This is a genomic window from Microbacterium marmarense, assembly GCF_037204165.1.
GTDB classification, from domain to species: Bacteria; Actinomycetota; Actinomycetes; order Actinomycetales; family Microbacteriaceae; genus Microbacterium; species Microbacterium marmarense.
Genome location: NZ_JBBDGL010000001.1, coordinates 709,882 through 728,975 on the forward strand (window position 1 = coordinate 709,882; position 19,094 = coordinate 728,975).

A 19,094-nucleotide genomic window follows, 5' to 3' on the forward strand; every position below is an offset into this window, starting at 1 on the left:
ATTCCCCGAGAGGACATCGAGTGGCAAAGACGTCTCAGCGCGCACCGCGTGGCCGTCGCACAGTTGCCCGGCACGGAGAGCTTCGTTCCCCTCACCCGGCATCGCTCGTGTTGAAAGTGCTGGGGATTGTCACCGCCGTCGCACTCGTGTCTGGCGCTGGAGTCGCAGCGTATGCCGTGACCGACATCGCGGTCGAGGTCGCTCAGAACTCAGTTGAACTCGAGGGCCAAGAGGCGGTGCCGCCCGACCTCGGCGCAATTGAAGGCGGCGTCAACCTGTTTCTGGCTGGCACCGATGCATGCGAACCCGAGTATGCGGACTACTTCGGTGAGCGCTGCACCGGTGAAGATGCTGGCGGCGAATTGAATGACGTCAACCTGCTCGTTCATATTTCAGATGAACCTCGCCGCGTGACGGTTATCTCTTTTCCTCGCGACCTGATGCTGTCGATTCCTGAGTGCACCGATGAAGACGGCGTGACGACTTCTGCGATGTGGAAGCAGCCGATCAATGCGGCATACAGCTTTGGCGGGCTGTCATGTGTGGCGAAAACAGTGTCGCAGCTCAGCGGTCAGAACATCCCGTTCGCGGCGAAGATCACCTGGGGTGGTGTCATCGAGATCACCGACGCGATCGGTGGCGTCGAGGTGTGTCTTGCCTCGGGCATCAGCGATCCATACACCGGCATCAACTGGCCTGCCGGCAATCGCACCATCAGCGGAATTGACGCTCTTCAGTTCTTGCGCACGCGTCACGGTGTTGGCGACGGCAGCGATCTGGGTCGCATATCTAATCAGCAGCAGTACATGTCGCGCCTCGCGAACAAACTCATGAGCGAAGATGTGCTGTCGAACCCCGCGCTGCTCTACAAGCTGGCAACCACGACGGTCGAGAACATCACGCCCAGCAGCTCTCTCACCAACCCGGTCACTCTCGTGCAGATTGCGCTCGCGGTGAAGGATGTTCCGTTCGACGAGATCTCTTTTGTGCAGTACCCGGTGTTGGAAGACCCCGATGACCCGAACCGCGTCGTGCCTGACGAGGCTTCAGCAGCCGTGCTCTGGGCCGCGCTTGATGCCAACGAGCCCATCGTGATCACGGGTGACGTGGCAACGAACGGCGGTGTCGTGCTCGAAGATGAGGGATCGGACGATGTCGTCGACGAGGCTGCCGAGCCTGATGACTCGACCACAGAGACGCCCGCGGCGACGCCTGCGCCCACTGAGACCGCGGTGGAGTTGCCGTCGTCGATCACCGGTTCCACGGCGGCGGATGCGACCTGCTCAAACGGAAATGTGAACTGGTAGCAAGATATGACCGACCAGTTCAGAAGTGCCGGGCGCGAGACTATCGCTCGCCACGCCGACGTCAAGCAGCGGCATCCCTTCTTTCAATTCATCGCAATGTTTGCGGTCGCGATCGCGGTGATCGGCGTGAGCGCGACCGGTGTCGCCGCATACGCAGTGTGGGATACCGCCAACGCGATTGGTTCAGCGGCTGTCGCGCTTGACGGTGACGAGACCATTCCGCCTTCCTTGGGAGCCATCGAAGGCGGCGTGAATCTGCTGCTCGTCGGCACCGACTCGTGCGAGGGGCAAGATCTGGAGCTCTTCCCGCGATGCGCGGAGGATGATGGTGGTGAGCGCAACGACGTCACCATGCTGGTGAACATCAGCGACGAACCGCGCCGGGTTACGGTCGTGTCGATCCCACGCGACATGGTCGTGCCGATTCCGTCATGTTCTGACGGTGACGGTGGCGAATACTCTGCGATGAGCGCGCAGATGATCAACGTTTCGTATATGTATGGCGGGTTGCCGTGCACAGTGTCGACCGTTGAAGAACTCACGGGTGTTGACATCCAGTTCGCCGCCGCCATTCGGTGGACCGGGGTGATCAACATGTCAGACGCCATCGGCGGCGTGGATGTGTGTGTCTCTGGCGACATCAGCGACAGCCACACCGGCCTCACGCTGGCGGAGGGCAATCACACGTTGATCGGTGCGGAAGCGTTGCAGTTCTTGCGAATTCGCCACGGGATCGGCGACGGTTCAGACCTTGGACGCATCTCAAACCAGCAGCAGTTCATGTCATCGATGGTGCGCAAGTTGCAGTCTGAGTCGGTGCTCGCGAGCCCGGGAACCCTGTTGAACTTGGCCAACACCGCGGTCAGTCAGGTGACGGAGGGGCAGTTGGTGCTGAGCCAGTCGCTTACGAATCCGACGCTGATGGTGCAGATCGCCATGGCAGTGAAAGACGTCGAGTACGAAGACATCGTGTTCGTGCAGTATCCGACCTATTACGGCACCGGCGCGGACGCAAGCCATGTGTACCCGGTGACAGAAGCGGCGGATGTGCTGTTCACCGCTCTCGCCGAAAACCAGGCTCTCAATCTGACGGGTGAGGCAAGCGCGGGGTATGGCGTTGAGGTGACCGGTGAAGCCGAGAAGGCTACGGCTACCCCGACCCCGACCGCGGAGGCGACTGAGTCGGCCGCTGAAGGGGAGACTGAGACCCCAGCGCCCGCCGAGACGTCGACCGCAGAAGAACGTGTTGATCTTCCGTCGGAGATTACGGGCACAACTGCAGCCGAAGTGACCTGTACTCAGCCCGAAGGGTGACCTGCACTCGGCCCGAGGGTGTGAGTTCGTCGGCATGCCGATGAGCAGTTACAATTGACAAGCGCATTGTGCTTTTCGAAGTCATTGCCTGGAGACGTCGCATAGTTCGGCCTAGTGCACCACCCTGCTAAGGTGGAGTCCTCGCAAGGGGACCGAGGGTTCAAATCCCTCCGTCTCCGCCAGCTAATATGGCCCGCATTCCCTTGTAAACACTGGGATCGCGGGCCATAGCTATTTCATAGAATCCGATTTTGCGAACAAATTGCGAACACTTTGCGAAATCGCGCTCACAGAGGTGGTGGAGCACACGCGAGCTCAGGGCTCACACCCCCGCGACGCCGGTCGTGACGTCACGTTCAATCGCGATGAGTTGGCCAGCAGTTATCGACCCATGGTTGCTTTGATGAGGTATCGAATGCTGGCTACTAGGGCGACTACAACGATGTTCCAAAACCCCAGCAGGAACAGAACATCCACGACCCCGAAACCTGTGTCTCCGGCGGCCAGGATCAGTAGGAGAAGTAGCGAGGTCGTCACTATGGTGACCCAGAGCCAGATGGACCGTCGGAGCCGGGGGTTCGCCGGTGTGGTCGGTTCGGGGGCTTCCTGCGGCAATAGCTGACGGATTTGTGCGCTTCGCGCGCTAGAAGTTGGGGCGGGCGAAGCCTGCACAGTTCGGGGTCGTCGCGACCACCAGTCGTACCACTGGTCTGTCGACGCATCACTTGAAAGGATGCCGAGCGCTTGTGCGTCTGTCAGATTGATTCCGATGCGTGCGCGCGCGGCATCATTGGCAAGGCATGCCTTGAACTGTGCTCTTGTCGTGGTGACGGTCATTTGTTCCCCCAACTTACGCAGGACCAACCCCGTGGTCCGTTGTGATCATATCGAGCGCTGGCAGGACACTCGTGGGGTGGCGCGATGTGTACAAAAGCTCCGACTAGAGAAACTTGGCTAGAACAGTCGGTCCACTCCTGCGCTGAGCGCCCCAGCATCCAAGCGGTCGGATACGGAATTGAGGTCTTCATCGAACAAGTCTGAGTAGACGTCGAGCGTCATCGCAGCGGACGTGTGCCCGAGCATCCGCTGCACTGTTTTCACGTTTGCGCCTGACTGCACAGCAAGCGACGCTGCGGTGTGACGGAGATCGTGCGTAGTCATGTTTGGAAGTTCGGCGCGGGCGAGCGCGGACTTGAACCACGACTTAGAGCCCTCATCGGAACGGGCTCGGCGAATGAATCCTCCATCGGGTGCTGCGAAGACCAGTGCTTCGCGTTCGCGGCCGTTCGTCGACTGCCGCAGCTGGTCGATCAGAAACCCGGGAACTGGAACGACGCGCGCGGAGTGCGACTTGGGTGTGCCGACATGGATCTTTCCGTGCACTTCGACCGCGTTGTGAGTGATGTGCATGCGACCACGTGCGAAGTCGATGTCCATCACTCGAAGCGCGGTGGCTTCGCCCCATCGGATTCCGGTGTAGGCGAGAACTAGGACCAATAGCTTGCGCTCGCCCACCGCCTGAGCGAGCCGAATCACCTCCTCATGGGTGAGATATCCGTGCTTGCCACGAGTCTTCTTCGGTAGGCCAATTCGCCCCTTGCGTGCGGGGTTTACCGTGAGGCGACCGTCATAGACAGCGTCATCCAAGATGCTGGCGAGCACTCCGAACGTTCGGATCGTGACAGTAGCCCCGGTGCTCTTCGTTAGTTCAGCGACCCATGCTCGAACATCAGTATGGCGAATATCTGAGACTTCCCATCCGCCCCACATCGGCTGCACACGCAATCGCCACGCGGTCTCAACTGGTGCGAACGATGAGGGTTTCATTGATTGGCGCTTGGCATCAAGCCAGAGCGGCCCGAGCATGTTCACCGTCGCTCGCGCAGCTTGAGGATCAACGAAGTTTCCGCGGGCACGCGACGTGTCGATTTCCGCGAGCCACACTTCAGCATCCCGCTTGCGAACAAAGCCGCGCTTGGCTCCCTGCATCCCATCGGGCTTGCGATAGCGGACTTCGTACCGCTTCCCTTTCGCGCTGCTGTAAGGGTGGATGCTACCCATTCGCCGGGCGACCGGCGTTGTAGTTCATTCCCTCAAGGCGTCCTGCTTTACGGGCGTCGATGATCCAGGCAGATGCGGTGCGGTGGGGAATCCCCAGTTCCTTCTGAATGAGTTTCGCCGGCGGCAGTCCCGCTAGTGCGGCGCTGCCGTAGAGCAGTTCGATGGCTTCCATGCGCGCTTCGCCGACACCACGGCGCACGACTTCGGCAGCGATCACGGGAGGGAGGATTCGCCCCCTGGCGGTGGTCAGTTTGTCAACGCTGAGCCAAACCGCGCTGGGATCTGCTTCGTCGTCAAGAGTCAGAAAGACGCACCGCAGTGCTGCGGTCTGAACGATGGACTGCATCCCCACCTTGGAAACTGTTTGGTAGTTGAGCTCGACATCATCCCGCAGCGCGGAGTTCGTCACTTCGCGAATGACGAAGCGACCTTCATCGCGCATGTAGCGCGCGGTGAGTGCTGTCGCGACGCCGAGTTCAGCATCCACTGTTCTTGCAATGAACTCGGGGGCAATGCGTAGCGCGGACCCGACCGGTTGAGTGGCTTGTTCAGCCGTGATCTTTTGACCTTCGAGAGTTTTCACGTCGACCTTCACCTCCTCATTCTGTCTAACCGCGCGGTGGTTCCGCATTTGCCTCTTGCCAAGCGTATCAGATAGTGCTTCACTCGTGCATAACGTACTTCTACATACACAAGTCGAGGTGAATCGTGGTTACAGTCCTTCAGTTCCAGTCGGAAGACCCGGCGCACACCTTGCTCACGCCACTAGAACTGGCAGAGCAACTGAACGTGCCGCTGAGCAGACTCAGCACTTGGCGGCGCAACGGCGGGGGTCCAAAGTTCGTCAAGTTTGGTCGCGACGTTCATTACAAGCTCTCCGATATCGAGATATGGATGGATGATTCGACGTGCGCCAGCACCGGTGATCGGCTTGCGCGACGTACACGGAGATCACGATGACCACGGCGCCGATTGGCAGCGTCGGAGTGACCGTGTACACCGCCGGCGCGACATGCGTGCAGTGCAAGCTGACCGAGCAAGTGATGGATGCCGAGGGCATTCCGCACACGGTGGTCGATCTCACCGATGACAGGAACGCACCCGCGCGGGAGTACGTCACCAACGATCTTGGCTACTCTCAAGCACCAGTTGTTGTGGTGGACGACCATGAGCATTGGGCAGGTTTTCAACCCGCGCGCATTAAGGGCCTGGCCAACGGGCTCTCTGTGTCGGCCAGGGGGATTGCTGCGGCACGTGCGGCAGAATCACAAAGCAATTCGCCCAATGCATCCCACCTTCTGACAACCCCATCGTCAGGTATCTCGCTATGAATCGCCGAGATGCCGCCGACGATCATTCGGGTGGTGCTGACGATGAGCGCCGCGACGCTGAACGAGCGAAGCGTCGTGAGTATTACCGCCGCAACCGCGACAGAATCGTGGCTGTCTCGAAGGCGTACAGGCAACAGAATCCCGACAAGATCGCAACCAACAAACGTAACTATGTTGAGCGGAACAGGGAGAAGGTCGCGGAGTACAAGCGCAACTATCGCGAGCAAAACGCAGACCGTATTCGCGAGTACCGGCAGGGATATCGGGCTGAACATCTTGAAGAGATGCGCGCCAAGAACCGCGAGGGGATGCGTGCGCGCGCCGCGAAAGATCGTGCAAAACGTGCGCGGGAAGAACAGCGAAGAGTGCGCGCGCGTGAATGGTACGCACAGAACAGCGAGCGGCACCTTGCCGCGCAACGGGCATACCGAGCCGCGCAGAAGCAGGCTGATCCTGAGGGGTATCGCAAGGCTAAGGCAGAGCGAACCAAGCGATGGCGCGACAAACATCTTGACCGCGAAAACGCGAAGCTGCGCGAGAAGCACCGGCAAAACCCAGCGGCGAAGCAGGCGGCCGCTGCGCGCTATTACGAGAAGAACGGGGAAGCGGTGAAGGCCCGCCGGCGCGAGTACTACGCAGCGAACCGCGAGAAGCAGCTTGCTGCGCAACAGAGATGGCGTGCACGAGAGAAACGCCGCAAAGAACTCGGGCTACCTCCACGCCGCATCCACAACGTCTCACCGGCCGAACGTCGCATGAACGAGGAGCATGCGGGCGCGTTCTTTGCTCGGGAGTGGTCCGCGGCCGAGGTCAAGCAGGTGCAGCTCCATGAACCAACTCCGCCCGAACTCATCGCAAAGCTCGATCGAGATAACGCGCGCGCTCGAGCTGACTGGGCCAAAGCCAACCGCCCGATGAAAGAGCCGAGTCGTGAAGCCGTTGATCGTGAGCGCAGGGCAGCAATACAAGAGGAAGCAGTGAGGGCAGAAGAAGCCCGCCTAGACGCCATCGCACGACAGGTCAACGAGCGCTTGCGCACACAACCCCGCGAGCGTCGACCGATCAGCCCCGACGCATTCGCGCCACACGCCGGACCCAGATCACCAGAGACCGGGCTGGGGCTGTGACACTCAACAATGGAGGCTTCACCATGCTCGATCGCGACACCGCAGACAACATCCTCTTTCGTGCAGCTGTGGCGGCGTTCAAGTACTACCCGACGAGGGCAACCGACGAGCTCGGCTACGCGATCGATGAAGACATCGACTGGTGTGTGAAGGCGTTCGGTGACATTCCCTGGCCGCAGGCACAACGGCTGCGCCGCAGCATCCGTGATGTTATTACCGATCCCACAACCCATCGTGAGCAATTCACTCGCGACATCAACAACCTGATCACGCGGTAGCGCGGCGAGTACCGCGACGTGCCTTCCCTGCGGCAGGATTCTAGCTCCGCCGTCACGCTCCGTTCAGGGGCTTTCACGGCATAAGCTTCCTCGCTTCGCTCAGTGCGTTATTCCATGACCCCTGCACTGCGCGTGCCTCTGTCGCACACAACGCCACTTGCCAGCAAGGCAGAAACCTGGCTGGCGATCTGGGAACTGTGTCAGTAGCGAAACCATGTCAGAGGCAGGGTGGATGCTGATGCCAACCGAAGTCGACCGGAAGGGAGCGATCATGAATACGTCCATCACCTTCACCGTTGCGATCGTGCTGGTCACGGGTCTATCGATCTGCGCGATCACGATGATGCGCGCGATTCTGCTGGCTGCTGTGCGGCTCGACGTCCGCACATTTGTTCATCGGCTCGTTGGAATGGGTGTCGTGATCGCCATTGCGGCCGTCGTGGCTACGATTCTTGGCGCGCTGGCTGACCCGCTGGACGTCTTCGTTCCCTGAATTTCGCACCGGGAGCCCACGGGAACGACATTTAGAGCGATGGCCCGCCGCGGTCGGGCCCGCTCATACCGACGCTTGGCGCGTTGACATCGATGGGAGTGCGCATGCGGCGCAGCTCGCTGAGTTCCTGCGTGATGCGCGCTTCTTGGCGTGCGCGTGCTTCGGAGTCGCGGGGGAGTGCCAGTTCGGGAATCATCTCGCGAAGGGCATGCTCGTGAAGCTCGACCAGCTGTGCCGTGATTTCGTGGTCCGGACTGCGGAGTGTGCGGACGTAGTCGGTCACACGGCGCAATTCGCCAAACCAGACCATCGCTTGTGCACTCGACAGCGGCTGCGCCTGCGCGGTGGACAAGGCATCGGCGGCACCGGATAGAACTAGAGCGAGATCATCGCGCGTGCGATCGAAGACCACCGCGCCGTCTCTGCCCAGCACGGTGATGCGGCCAATGGATGCTGACGCTTCCGCTTCAGCGATGAGATCGCGTGTGCGTTGCAATGCCTGTTCGTGAACCTGACGGGTCACAAGTTGTGTCGGTCGACTGTCTTGAATGGCGCTCGCGTGGAGCGACAGGCTCGAAAGCAAACTCTCCGCGCGGCGCGCAGCCACAGCGACAACCCGCGTCCTGAATCCTGCGGTAGCAAAGCTGCCGGCCACTCCGAGAGCTGCGGCGGCGCTGAATTGCCCTTCGAGGAGAAGCGATCGTTGAGTCTCGCGAGCGTGCGTGATGCATTGCTGCAGCCACTGTGCCGTCTGGCGCGCACGGTCGGGGCCCGCGGTTGCAGTCGTGTTAAACGCGTCGAGGTCGCCAGCAGTGAGCGTCACCATGCTGTCGCCGTGCTCGGCCACCAGGCACCCGGTGGCGCGACCTGCCCCGGAACAGGATTGGCCAACGAGCAAGGCGAGCGTGGGCGCTGATTCAGACGGAGCCGGGGGGAACAGCGTCGGCAGTATGTCCTGCTCGAAAGTGTCCATCGGCTCGATCGGAGTCTGCAGTGTCACGCTCGTTCGCCGCTTACTTCGAGAAGACGTGCTTCGAGGGCGGTTGCGAAATCGTCCACAGCTCGACGGTCAAATCCATCAATTGACCTGACAGCCCGATGCAAATCTCGGATCTCGGTGCTTGGCGCTGTCTCGTTGTCGCTGGTTTGACGCGAGGTTTCGATAAGCGCTGAACGGAGTTTCAGCAGAGTCTCGCGCATTCTCGCATGCGCAGCGGCATCGTCGAGTCGCCATTGAGATCTACCGTTCACCGATGAGCCTCCTAAGGATAGTCTAGGACTCGCTTCTACGTGCTGACACGGGGCTGCGCCATGATCCGCCGGGGGCAGCACGCCGACCTCAGGCTCGGTGAGCATCCGTCGGCGGATCGGATCGATTTGCTGAACTCGGCGTGAAAGTGTCAACTGACGTGTGCGCACGATTGCCGGGGCATCGTCGCCCAACGCAGCTGGAGCAGCACACTCTCCAGATCGCCGCTAGGCAATATCGTCTGGTGAAGCGTCAGATTTTCCGAGGAAGACATGGTGCTCGTCAGTCGAATACAGTGCTTGTACGAAGTCGCCTCGAAGCTTCTGCATGCCTTGGTAGTAGTCGCGGAATGCCTGCGATGCTTGGGCCGCGGCGTTTGCATCATCAGTCCAAGGGATGGCCACCTCTAGGTAGCGCCGACCGACGTCTTCACGGTTGGTCTGCATGAACACGATTCGTTTCCATTGATTGCGCACCGCCTTCAGCGAGAGCGCCCACAACAGGTAGAAGTTGTCGATCTCGGCCGTGGGCCCGGGACGAAGGATGAGCACTTCCTTCGTCAGGACGATCTCTTCTTGCCCTGGCATCAAGAGTGCGAACTCGCCGATGTTCTTGGAAGCCCGGACAGGAGTCACGAGATCGAACGGCTTCAGTCCAGATTCATCTCCGCGCCAGAATCGCTCGGCCACAATCCGACGAACCAGGTTCGTCGGATTGATGTTGACCTGACCGGCACGGATGTCACTGACCTTGATGTATGGGATCTCGCCATCACGCATGTCCGCTGAAGGCGAACCGTGACCGGATCGAGCCACGATCTGGCCGTCCGCGATCAGCTCAGCGAGAGTGCGTGACTCGAACTTCGAGTAGTTCGAAGATTCAAGCAAATCGACGAGTGGCCCGACGTACTCCTCGCTGTAATACGCGGGTACACCGACGGAGTACTGGTTGGCCTCGACCCAGCGGCTTGTAGCTCCGTCGCGCGATGCGCGAAGCGCGTCTACGTCCGCCTCAACTTTGTCGTCGATGGTCGTCGTGCGCTTGCCGGTAGAGGTGTCGACTCGGAAGAGTGTGTTCCCGTCTTTGTTGATTCCGACAGTGTCTGCATAGGAGACGTAGACGAATCCGTCCTTGAACCATGCGGGCCTATGAACCATCAGGCGATCCCTTCCACCTTCTTCTCGAGGACATACAAGTTGGTCTTGGCTCGACAGAACCCCTGGAAAGCCTCCATCGGAATATTCACAACCCCGCGCATGATGAAGCGACGTTCGAGCCATTCCCGCAGGTAGACGTAGCTGGATGAGAAGAAGTAGGTCTCGGGGAGAATAATGCCGAGCCGTCCACCCTTCTGCAACAGCCGATACGAGCGCTCGAGGAACACGAGTCCCAGCTCCAGATCCTTATACGTCCCCTTGCCCGCCGCGGGCGAGATCGAGTACTTGTTGACCTCGCAGTCCCGCGCACTCATCTTGAGGTTCTCGCCGAAGGGCGGATTGGTGAGAACAGCGGAGAAGGCGCCGTCGCGCATCGCCGACTTCAGGAGAGGGTAATCCGCTTGCCAGCGGTCTTCACGGAGCGAGTCGCCGATGTGGACGTGGGCGCTGCCGTCGCCGAGAACTAGCATCATTGCGCGCGTCAGTTTGACGTTGATGGAGTCCTTGTCGACGCCGAACACGTTGCGGTTTGCCCATGTTCGGACCGCAGCGTCATTACCGATGCGAGCGGACATGTCCCGGAACGCCTCGATCAAGAAGCCGCCAGTCCCGCAGGCGGGGTCAATGATTTTGTCCTCGGGCTGGATGTCCATGATTCTTACTGCTGCGGAGATCACGCGGGTCGGGGTGAAGTACTGGCCCTCGCCGGCCTTGAGATTCGCCCGGCGGAAGATCTGGAATGCATTGGAGACTGCCTCGGCACCTACTCCAAGCAGGTTCCAACCCGACCATGCAAACACGACCTCCTTAATGGTGTGGTCGTCGAAGAGGAGCCGAGGCGAGTGCTCATCACGGAACACTTCCTCGCGAGTCAGCACAAGTTCGTCGAACGAAGCCCGAATGTGGTCTGCCGTTTCCTTCTCCGAGCCACGCAACTGAAAGAGCAAGGGCTTCTTCGGGTTAAGAGAACCGAGCGTGTCAGATTCCAGCTTGAGTAGCAGGAGATTGCAGAGCTGGTCGAGCTGCATCTCTGAGCGAGTGACGACGCTGTCTCGGGCGACGACGAGATCAAGAAGCGCCTTGAATGACGTACGGAGATCAGATTCGGTTGGCCGGAAGAGGTCGTTCCAAACGATAGCCTTCGACGTCGCGCGTGTGAAGTCGTCAGTCGGCGACGGGAGCTGGAGGTCGTCGTGACGGGTGTGCTTGAAAGTGCCATCGGGTAGCTTCCAGATAATGGCTGAAGCCGTACCGTTCGACCACACGCCGAACCGTGCCCGAGGCTCGCGACTTAGGTACGTCTCGAGTTGCGAGATGCCGGCGCTCCCGTTCGGCTCCTTGAACTCAAAGATAGCGAGAACGTTCTGCCAGTCATTGGGCGCCTCGGGATCCTCAAACACAACCAGATCGACTGGCCATCCGGCGAAACCGCGCTTGCCTTCGCGCTTGGTTGCTTCGCTTGGCGCCTTCGGCACGCGCCATTCGGGTTGCCACTGCATCTGGTGGTCCATCCAGCCGAGAACACGGAGTGCCTCGATAACGGGAAGGCGCACCTGCTGGTGCTCGGGGCCGGTAAGTGCCATGTATGTGGTTCTCCTGCGCCGCGGCGCGTTTCGCAATGTCAAGTCGAAGACAACGTTACAGATGGTCGCAGACGCTCGACTGCTCGCTCACCGCCTAGCGCGCTCGGAGACCTGTTGCCGCCGGGAGCTCCGACGGCCTCGACCGAAGAGACGAGCTACCTGGATCATCTCACGGTGGCCCCTAAGGTGTGTTCGAGACGCCCGAAACTCGAAGGATCCAAACTTGGGCAATCTCTCTACATCAAGCTCATGACGGCTACCGGGATGCGGCTCCGAGTCGCATCTTCGTGCGCACAGGGTCGAACACGCTAGCCGGCTTGCCCGGTCTCCAAGTCGTTCCGTATGTCCAAGGTAGAGGGCCCAGGCTCAAGTCTCAGAGATAAGTCGGCGTCCTCGGGGAGTGGAGCAAGCGGACTCACTGTGGAGCAGCAGGCTTGTCGGGCAGGGGGTCTACTTCGCTCAGAGGCGCGGCAGTCGACCAATCTTCTGCGCCGAGTCGCTCGATTTCCCTAGGGATCGTATCGGCTACGGCGACCGCCGCGCGCTCCGCCGCTCTTTCCGCGTCGACGCGCTTTTTGTCATCGTCGCGAATAATCTTGCTCAGTTGAGCGAAGTTGACGATGGAGAGCTCACCTTCACAAACGGAGTAGAACTCCTCGACGAGCGCAGGATGGCCGTGAGTCGAGGTCTTCCAATCGCGCTTCGCCTCGTTCGTAACCCACAGGTATCGTCGCCCTGGCGTTGGGTCGCCCAACAAGCAACCGAGCAAGAAGTCGCACCACACGAAAAAGTCCCCACCGGACGCGGCGGCCTTCTCTTTTTCATCCGCAAACCCGGGAGGGGTCTTGCTGAATTGCCGAACCATTCCTAGGTCCGCGAACCGGCCCCTGGAGGCGTGAGGAACGACAGCGGAGCCAAGCATCGTCTTGATCAAATCGACAGACTTCTCGAAGTACGCAGGTGACTTGGGATCCTCGAGGTCGCCCGCGAGTCGGTCGACGAGGCTCGCAATGTCCCCAAGCACCTCCGTATCGAAGCCGGAGAAATTGGCGGCCTCGAGACGTGTCTTGAGGCTCATTAGGTCTCCCCGGAACCCCTTGCCTTCCTCGTCCGCGAACAGTTGGTGATTATTCCAATACTCAGTGAGTGTCTGTGAGGGCACGATCAATTTGACGCCGCTGGCGCTCAGGGTGAGGAATACTTGCTCTGCGTAAGGTAGATCTTTCCGAAGCGCCTTCAATACGTTCGTATCGATCCCGATCGCTGCTATCTGAACGAGCGAAGTCGGTAACTCGATGCCCAGACCCCGCAGATGCGCTTCATTCAGTTCGCGGCTACGAGATAGCCGCCCATGCAAAGACGTCTCTGCAGCATCAATGTCCATACCAAAGCTCCGGAAGCGAGTTCGACACATCGGCAGATCTAGACTCGACCGCATCTGCGGTCCACTCGTCGATGTTTGGTGATATCTCGCATTCGAGCACCTTGGATGTGATCTTCTGCTTGACACCTTCTGGCGTGCGGGCGCCGGGCGGCCGCCGCTCCATGGTGGTCAGCACCCAATTACCGATCGTCGTGCCGACTTGATCGAACCTCTCTTCGCTGAATCCCGGCCAGTTCTCCGCGTTCTTGGGCCGAACTAGGTGAGGAAAGCCCATAAGGATGGGTGCCGGATCGTTTTGCAGTAGGGCGGATCGGACGACATGCGCCTGCGATCGGTTCAGCCCGCGCAGAAGCCGGAGTTCGAACTCGGCCCTTGGCGGGCGCAGATCACCCAGCTTCTTCAGTTCAGCATCCCATGAGGCACCCTGACGTAGTCGACGCGCTGCGCGCGTGAACTGCGCTTCAATGCTGCCCGTCCCGAATGTGCCCGCAAGTGTTCCGGGCACCACGATGTCGACGATTGCCCGATAGAGTTCGTCCGCGTTCGGCTCGCAACTGGCCGCAAGGAACAGCGGTCGGAACCGGCTCATCGACAGTGCGTCAGCCAGCGAGAATGCCCGCATCTGCATTTCTGTTGACTCCAAATCGATACCGGGATCGAGCATCTGAAGATACGTCGGCAAGAAGCTCTCGAGGCTTGCGAGCAAAGACTCAACTCCGCGGAGACCGCTATATCGCTTGGAGACGACGTCGTACAGGTCGCGCGGAATCACATAACCGTGGTCGAGAGAAACGACGTGGCGCACGAAAGTAGTGAGCTGGTCGAGTTGTCCGGTGGAGTCGAGCTGATTCTCGATCTCAGTCCAGCGACGGTACGTTTCGTCTCGATGGTCGCTGCTAGTCCCGATAAGGTGCGACTTGATTAGCTCAGTCGGAGTGAGGATTTTCCCGCGAGTGTTGATCACTTCGAAAACGCGAAACGCGGCGCCCCGGTCCGGGTGCTTAAATACCGCAAACGTCAGGCGTTTCGTCACGAACTCGCTCCACTGACCAACCCTCAGTGCGGGGTTTTCGTGCTTGGAGAGGTCGGCCTCGAGATGTCCCCACAATCGCCGGTGTGCGTCGTATATCGGCGAGTTTGCTTCATCGTCGATAGCGCGGATGGATTCGGCCTCCAAGAGGGTGCGCAGGTCTGAACTGTCTGCTGGGTCAGTGAGCTGTATCCGGGTTACCTGAGCCTCCGTCTCAAAGTTCATTGCATACAGGAAGTCTGTGCGGAGGCTCTCGGCAACTAGGCGACGGCCGTGCATCAAGGCGATGAGTCGAAGTGCGTTCGTGAGAATCGTCAACGTTACGAGACGCTGCTGCCCATCCACGATCTCCTGCCGTCCGGGCCCATCGGCAAGGATGATCAGACCGAGGAAGTACTCAGCATCGTCCACGCCATCGCTCAAGTCAGCCCAGAACTCATCGATCTGTGTTTTGGGTAACCAGCTGTACCGACGTTGGTAGTCCGGAACGAAGAACTTGCTCTCGCTGAAGAGCGTTCCGGCGCTCACCGTGGATGCATCGACCTGCGAGACCATGTCGCTCCTTGTTGCGGTGCTGGGCGGCATCTGCCGCATCGCATATCTTCCGAACCTACCGTGCCGAGATTCCCAGCAGCGGTTGCGTTCCCGTTTGCGCGCCTTGCGATAGCGAAGCCACCCCCGCTGATGGGTCGAGGACCTGAGGAACCGCTGTCTCAGTAGACGAGGACGCATTCAAGCCCTTCGAGCGCAGGAGAACCGCACGCGCAAGCAACCCCAGCCGGGCCTGCTTCGACGATAGACCCAAGGCCTCAGAAGATTCAACGCAAGACAAGAACAACAATGCACGCAGGCACTTTAGTGTAACTACTCATAACTTATACATAATCGGCGTACGCTGTCCCTATGCGAGGCGGCCTCGAGCGCTGGAAGCGGGGTGTCGAATCACAGGGGGTTCGACAGGCGATGGCCTACGCATTCAAGGGCAGTTGCGACTCGCATCTTCGCGGCGTCACCGGCATCGAAGCGCTCGCCGCGTACAGTCATGCCGACGAGGCGCGTGTCCCCCGATACTCCGTCGAAACCGGTGTCGTCACCGAAGACAGCCTCGATGCCGTGCAGCTTCGGCGCTGGGTCGACGGTCACGATCCGTTGGCCAACGAGCAGCGCGGACGCGATCTCACTTCGCCCGACGCCGATCTCATCCTCGACGGGACCATCAATGCACCGAAGTCGTATAGCGTCGCGGCGCTGATTCACCCCGAGCTCGCGCACGAGTTTGAGTTACTCCAAGACCGGCTGCGCGAGCGCATCATCACGACATGGCAGCGCGAGTTGAACGCGCGCCGTGGCGCGGGAGGTCGCATCCGTGAAGCACTCCACAAGATCGAAGTGGTCGAGTTGCAACACCGCCGGTCTCGCGCACTTGACCCTCACATCCACCGCCACCTGTGGCTAAACGTGAAGGTGCTCGGCGAAGACGGAAGGTGGTCCAACGTTGACTCCCGCGTGGCCATGAAGATGCACACACTGATCAACGCGGAAGGCGAGTTGGCTGCGCGCACGGATCCCGAGTGGATCAGCGCACTGGCGCGTCACGGATACTCCCTGGGGCCAGACGGAGAGATCGCTCAACTCGCGGTCGCGGTGCGCCCTCTCTCACGGCGCTCCAACCAGATCGAAGCCAACCGTGCCAAGATGCTTGCCCAGTGGCGCGAAGATCATCCGGGACACGAGCCGAGCCATGACGTCATCCAACAGGTTGATCGGTTCGCGTGGGCCAAGGGCCGGCCGAACAAGCCCGACATCACAGATGAGCGCGAGTGGGAACAACTCATTCACCACGAGCTACGCGAGATCGATAGTGGGATCCTGCTGGCGCATCATCCAATCGAGCCTCGCATCGTTTCGTTCGAGAATCTCGACCATGACCTGCTCGCTGCCCAGGCGATCGTCGACGCAGACTCGCGTTCGACGGGCTGCGGCGGTCGGTTCAGTGGCTACGACCTCAGGGCTGGCGCGACCCGCGCGGTTGCAGCATCCGGAGTGGTGGCTTCGCGAGACGATCTGCAGCAACTGATTGATGCTGTTGTGACGCGAGCTCATGCTCACACGGTTGACCTTCTGGATGGTGAGGAGAACCGACCCGAGCACATCAAGGGCTACATGGCGGCATCGACTGCCGCGCTCAAGGTTGAGCTCGCCGCGCAGTTTGAGTCTCTCTCTGGGCCCGGCGAATTGGTGGAGCGGAGACCAATCACCGCGATCGCGGACCAGATCCTTTCTGCAGATGTTGATCTGGATGCTGGACAAACTGACGCCGCTGCGGCAATAGCCGGCACTGATCGTCTTGTTGCGGTTACAGGTCCTGCCGGTGCGGGAAAGACCACCATGCTGCGAGTCGCTCGCATCGCGCTCGCGCGTCAGGATCGCCAACTGGTTGTAGTCGCGCCGACGAAGAAAGCAGCCTCGGTTGCGGGTCGTGAGATCGGTGCGACGTCATCGAGCATTCATGCGCTTCTTGCCGACCACGGCTGGTGGTGGGGTCGTGACGAGGCTGGTGCCGAGGTGTGGAGGAGACTGCAGCGGGGCGAGCTTGACCCGCGCACGGGGTTCATTTACGAGGGACCGCGGCGCTTTGTTCTGGGCGATGGTGATCGAGTGGTCATCGATGAAGCCGGCATGGTTGACCTGCACACCGCATCCGCCCTCGCGACAGTTGCTCGGGAATCTGGAGCGGGCCTCGCGATGGTTGGCGACCATCTTCAGGCGATGCCTGTCGGACATGCCGGAGCGATGGCTTGCATGACTCGACGGGCAACGGCAGTGGTCGAGCTGACGGCCGTGCACCGTTTCCGTGACCCTGAGTATGCGGCGCTCACGCTGCGTATGCGTGAACCGGCATCAAAAGAACAAGCGCTCGCTGTCGCGACCGAGATGAGCGAACGCGAGTTGATTCATCGAGTGGTGGATGCTGATCAAGCTCGTGAAGCGATGGTTGAGGCGTACTTCCGGTGGTCGGTCGATCACGGTCGTGTGGCACTCGTGACTGGAACGAACGACGAGGCTGACGCGATCAACGAAGCCATCCAGCAACGTCGGGTGGAAGCCGGTCAGCTGGCCGAGCGGCGGATTGCGATTGGTCAAGGTGAGCAGCGGTTGCTGGAGGGTGACGTTGTGCAGACGAGACTGAACGATCGGAATGCGGACGTCGAGAATCGCGCGCTCTGGACTGTGGGGCGGATACTGTCTGACGCGATCGAATTGCGAAGCGTTGGCGACAGCGGCGATGTGCGTCGGGTGAGCTTAAACTACGCCGCCGACTACGTGCACCTTGCTTATGCGTCGACCGTGCATGGGATTCAAGGAGAGACGACCGACGCTTCGATAGTCGGTCCCGGAGTGGATGCGTCGGGGCTCTATGTCGGAATGACTCGGGGCCGAGTTCACAACGAAGCGATTGCCATCGCTCGAACCGCTGCGGCGGCGCGGGACCAGATTGCCGAGAGCATGATGCGGGGGAGTCTCGAGGTATCTATCGATGACTCGTCGAGGGCAGCCCGGGTTGAGTTGAGTCGTGCCGCTCGCACGTCGGACGCGCATGATGTGACCACGGCCCGTTGGGATGACAAGCGACTTCGCCCGCTAGGGGCTGTTGTTGACGTCGACCACCTTATATCCCTGCGGTGCGACGATGTTGCCGCCTTTCACCGTCTGCTGAGCGAAATGCAGCGATGGATAGGGAACACCCGCGACGCGATCCTGGATGCGGAGGTGTCGGCGCACGGTTCCGAAGCGTCTGGCCACGGGCGAGGTTCTTACACTGGCGGGCCCGCTTCGCAAGGTAGATCTAGCCACCGCGACCTCGAGGAAGATGTGGCTACGCGGTCGTCCGACTACCGTGCGCGCCTCGCGGGATACTCGACCATGGTTGAGCGACTGGACGAAGCGCTCGCCGAGCGAGACTTCCGGTCTGGGTTGTCAGCCGCAGCCCGTACGGGCGAAGCACGCGCTCGCGAGGCTCGTGCCGCGGCGGCTGAACCGACCCACGTCGTCGAGACTTCGGGGGCACGAATGATCTAGACGTGCGGCAATCACACGTCGGAGGTCAGCGCTAGCGTGAGCCGCCAGGCTCAGGAGGAATGGCCATCGGCAGCAACAAACGCTACAGCGAGCACTACGACCGGTTGATGGACGATCGCGTGCTTTCCCGCACGGCTGCCGGCGGAGACCTCCAATCGTTGGCGCCAATGGAGCTTCGCCTCGACCAGGTGCCGCTGACGATCGATCCCACTCAGAGTCGTCAGGTCAAAGCCTGGGTGCGTTTCGGATCGACACCAATTCGGGTAGATGCGGCCGTCGCACGCTGGACTCCTGGTGCCGTTGGCATCGTATTCGAAGTTGACGGTAAGGCGTTTCGCTGCTGGGTCTGGGCTGGTGCGATTATTGAAGCCACAGCGAAGGACCGAGGTATCACTTCAGGTAGCCTCGTTGCGAAGATAAATCAGCTTCACGCGGACGAACACATCCGCAAGGGCACCAAGGACATGGCACACGCCCTCCGAATTCTTGGCAATGACATGGCCCACGGTGATGTCGACGAGGTACCTACGCAGGAAGATGCCACTGACGCGCTGACCATTGCACGTTTCGTTCTTGATGATGTGTACGTAGCTGATGCCCGCCGAGCAGACATGATGGCGAGGAGAACAACCCCGCCGGCGCAGTAGCGATCCGTCGGGGCCGCGACTACGCGCCACAAGCTGACCCGCCTCAACGGTGA

General features: G+C 60.4%; 16 protein-coding genes and 1 tRNA gene. 9 read left to right on the forward strand and 8 right to left on the reverse strand.

Features of this window, described 5'->3' with window-relative positions; all coding sequences use genetic code 11:
- Positions 1 to 20: 20 nt before the first annotated feature.
- The 3 genes from WDU96_RS03205 (at position 21) to WDU96_RS03215 (ending at position 2,803) form a co-directional block, all read left to right on the forward strand.
- Positions 21 to 1,307: an LCP family protein gene (locus WDU96_RS03205; RefSeq protein ID WP_337337040.1), complete on the forward strand. Its 1,287-nt coding sequence runs from the start codon at positions 21 to 23 to the stop codon at positions 1,305 to 1,307.
- A 6-nt stretch (positions 1,308 to 1,313) separates the two neighbouring features.
- The gene (locus WDU96_RS03210) at positions 1,314 to 2,621 is read left to right on the forward strand and encodes an LCP family protein (protein ID WP_337337041.1); all 1,308 of its coding nucleotides are present in this window, start codon (positions 1,314 to 1,316) and stop codon (positions 2,619 to 2,621) included.
- A 90-nt stretch (positions 2,622 to 2,711) separates the two neighbouring features.
- Positions 2,712 to 2,803: transfer RNA gene (locus tag WDU96_RS03215), tRNA-Ser, on the forward strand.
- 199 nt (positions 2,804 to 3,002) lie between these two features.
- Here WDU96_RS03215 and WDU96_RS03220 read toward each other — a convergent pair.
- The 3 genes from WDU96_RS03220 to WDU96_RS03230 all read right to left on the reverse strand — a co-directional run bounded on the left by WDU96_RS03220 (position 3,003) and on the right by WDU96_RS03230 (position 5,277).
- On the reverse strand, positions 3,003 to 3,458 hold the full coding sequence (locus WDU96_RS03220; RefSeq protein ID WP_337337042.1) for a hypothetical protein: 456 nt from the start codon (positions 3,456 to 3,458) through the stop codon (positions 3,003 to 3,005).
- Between the two features lie 117 nt (positions 3,459 to 3,575).
- Positions 3,576 to 4,682, reverse strand: a complete 1,107-nt coding sequence (locus WDU96_RS03225) for a tyrosine-type recombinase/integrase (protein ID WP_337337043.1) — start codon at positions 4,680 to 4,682, stop codon at positions 3,576 to 3,578.
- Positions 4,675 to 5,277, reverse strand: a complete 603-nt coding sequence (locus WDU96_RS03230; RefSeq protein ID WP_337337044.1) for a hypothetical protein — start codon at positions 5,275 to 5,277, stop codon at positions 4,675 to 4,677. The genes WDU96_RS03225 and WDU96_RS03230 overlap by 8 nt, the downstream gene beginning before the upstream one ends.
- Before the next feature lie 361 nt (positions 5,278 to 5,638).
- On the opposite strand from WDU96_RS03230, the gene WDU96_RS03235 reads away from it, so the two are divergent.
- The 4 genes from WDU96_RS03235 (at position 5,639) to WDU96_RS03250 (ending at position 7,911) form a co-directional block, all read left to right on the forward strand.
- A complete protein-coding gene (locus WDU96_RS03235; protein ID WP_337337045.1) occupies positions 5,639 to 6,013 on the forward strand; it encodes a glutaredoxin family protein in 375 nt (124 codons plus the stop codon).
- Positions 6,010 to 7,140 carry a hypothetical protein gene (locus WDU96_RS03240; protein ID WP_337337046.1) on the forward strand — a complete coding sequence of 377 codons (1,131 nt, stop codon included), beginning with the start codon at positions 6,010 to 6,012 and terminating at the stop codon, positions 7,138 to 7,140. Before WDU96_RS03235 ends, WDU96_RS03240 begins: the two co-directional genes overlap by 4 nt.
- Entirely contained in the window at positions 7,137 to 7,418 is a 282-nt protein-coding gene (locus WDU96_RS03245; RefSeq protein WP_337337047.1) for a hypothetical protein, read from the forward strand. The genes WDU96_RS03240 and WDU96_RS03245 overlap by 4 nt, the downstream gene beginning before the upstream one ends.
- A gap of 271 nt (positions 7,419 to 7,689) precedes the next feature.
- Entirely contained in the window at positions 7,690 to 7,911 is a 222-nt protein-coding gene (locus tag WDU96_RS03250; protein WP_337337048.1) for a hypothetical protein, read from the forward strand.
- A 31-nt stretch (positions 7,912 to 7,942) separates the two neighbouring features.
- Here the strand turns inward: WDU96_RS03250 and WDU96_RS03255 are convergent, their stop codons facing one another.
- From WDU96_RS03255 to WDU96_RS03275, 5 genes are all read right to left on the reverse strand, one after another.
- Positions 7,943 to 8,911 (reverse strand): zeta toxin family protein, encoded by a 969-nt coding sequence (locus WDU96_RS03255; RefSeq protein ID WP_337337049.1) that lies wholly within the window; start codon positions 8,909 to 8,911, stop codon positions 7,943 to 7,945.
- A 476-nt stretch (positions 8,912 to 9,387) separates the two neighbouring features.
- Positions 9,388 to 10,317, reverse strand: a complete 930-nt coding sequence (locus WDU96_RS03260; RefSeq protein ID WP_337337050.1) for a restriction endonuclease subunit S domain-containing protein — start codon at positions 10,315 to 10,317, stop codon at positions 9,388 to 9,390.
- A complete protein-coding gene (locus WDU96_RS03265; protein ID WP_337337051.1) occupies positions 10,317 to 11,900 on the reverse strand; it encodes an HsdM family class I SAM-dependent methyltransferase in 1,584 nt (527 codons plus the stop codon). The genes WDU96_RS03260 and WDU96_RS03265 overlap by 1 nt, the downstream gene beginning before the upstream one ends.
- Positions 11,901 to 12,315: 415 nt before the next feature.
- On the reverse strand, positions 12,316 to 13,284 hold the full coding sequence (locus WDU96_RS03270) for a PIN-like domain-containing protein (RefSeq protein ID WP_337337052.1): 969 nt from the start codon (positions 13,282 to 13,284) through the stop codon (positions 12,316 to 12,318).
- On the reverse strand, positions 13,274 to 14,869 hold the full coding sequence (locus WDU96_RS03275; RefSeq protein WP_337337053.1) for a DUF262 domain-containing protein: 1,596 nt from the start codon (positions 14,867 to 14,869) through the stop codon (positions 13,274 to 13,276). The genes WDU96_RS03270 and WDU96_RS03275 overlap by 11 nt, the downstream gene beginning before the upstream one ends.
- Positions 14,870 to 15,217: 348 nt before the next feature.
- Here WDU96_RS03275 and WDU96_RS03280 point away from each other — a divergent pair, with 348 nt between their 5' ends.
- Together WDU96_RS03280 and WDU96_RS03285 are read left to right on the forward strand one after the other, a co-directional pair.
- Entirely contained in the window at positions 15,218 to 18,394 is a 3,177-nt protein-coding gene (locus tag WDU96_RS03280; RefSeq protein ID WP_337337054.1) for an AAA family ATPase, read from the forward strand.
- 59 nt (positions 18,395 to 18,453) lie between these two features.
- Complete coding sequence (locus tag WDU96_RS03285) at positions 18,454 to 19,041, forward strand: DUF4145 domain-containing protein (RefSeq protein ID WP_337337055.1); 588 nt, start codon at positions 18,454 to 18,456, stop codon at positions 19,039 to 19,041.
- The last annotated feature ends 53 nt before the right edge of the window (positions 19,042 to 19,094 follow it).

Coding starts and splice junctions, on each gene's coding strand:
- WDU96_RS03210 (WP_337337041.1), top strand. CDS start 1,314: ATGACCGACCAGTTCAGAAGTGCCGGGCGCGAGACTATCGCTCGCCAC.
- WDU96_RS03220 (WP_337337042.1), bottom strand. CDS start 3,458: ATGACCGTCACCACGACAAGAGCACAGTTCAAGGCATGCCTTGCCAAT.
- WDU96_RS03225 (WP_337337043.1), bottom strand. CDS start 4,682: ATGGGTAGCATCCACCCTTACAGCAGCGCGAAAGGGAAGCGGTACGAA.
- WDU96_RS03235 (WP_337337045.1), top strand. CDS start 5,639: ATGACCACGGCGCCGATTGGCAGCGTCGGAGTGACCGTGTACACCGCC.
- WDU96_RS03240 (WP_337337046.1), top strand. CDS start 6,010: ATGAATCGCCGAGATGCCGCCGACGATCATTCGGGTGGTGCTGACGAT.
- WDU96_RS03250 (WP_337337048.1), top strand. CDS start 7,690: ATGAATACGTCCATCACCTTCACCGTTGCGATCGTGCTGGTCACGGGT.
- WDU96_RS03260 (WP_337337050.1), bottom strand. CDS start 10,317: ATGGTTCATAGGCCCGCATGGTTCAAGGACGGATTCGTCTACGTCTCC.
- WDU96_RS03265 (WP_337337051.1), bottom strand. CDS start 11,900: ATGGCACTTACCGGCCCCGAGCACCAGCAGGTGCGCCTTCCCGTTATC.
- WDU96_RS03270 (WP_337337052.1), bottom strand. CDS start 13,284: ATGGACATTGATGCTGCAGAGACGTCTTTGCATGGGCGGCTATCTCGT.
- WDU96_RS03275 (WP_337337053.1), bottom strand. CDS start 14,869: ATGGTCTCGCAGGTCGATGCATCCACGGTGAGCGCCGGAACGCTCTTC.
- WDU96_RS03280 (WP_337337054.1), top strand. CDS start 15,218: ATGCGAGGCGGCCTCGAGCGCTGGAAGCGGGGTGTCGAATCACAGGGG.
- WDU96_RS03285 (WP_337337055.1), top strand. CDS start 18,454: ATGGCCATCGGCAGCAACAAACGCTACAGCGAGCACTACGACCGGTTG.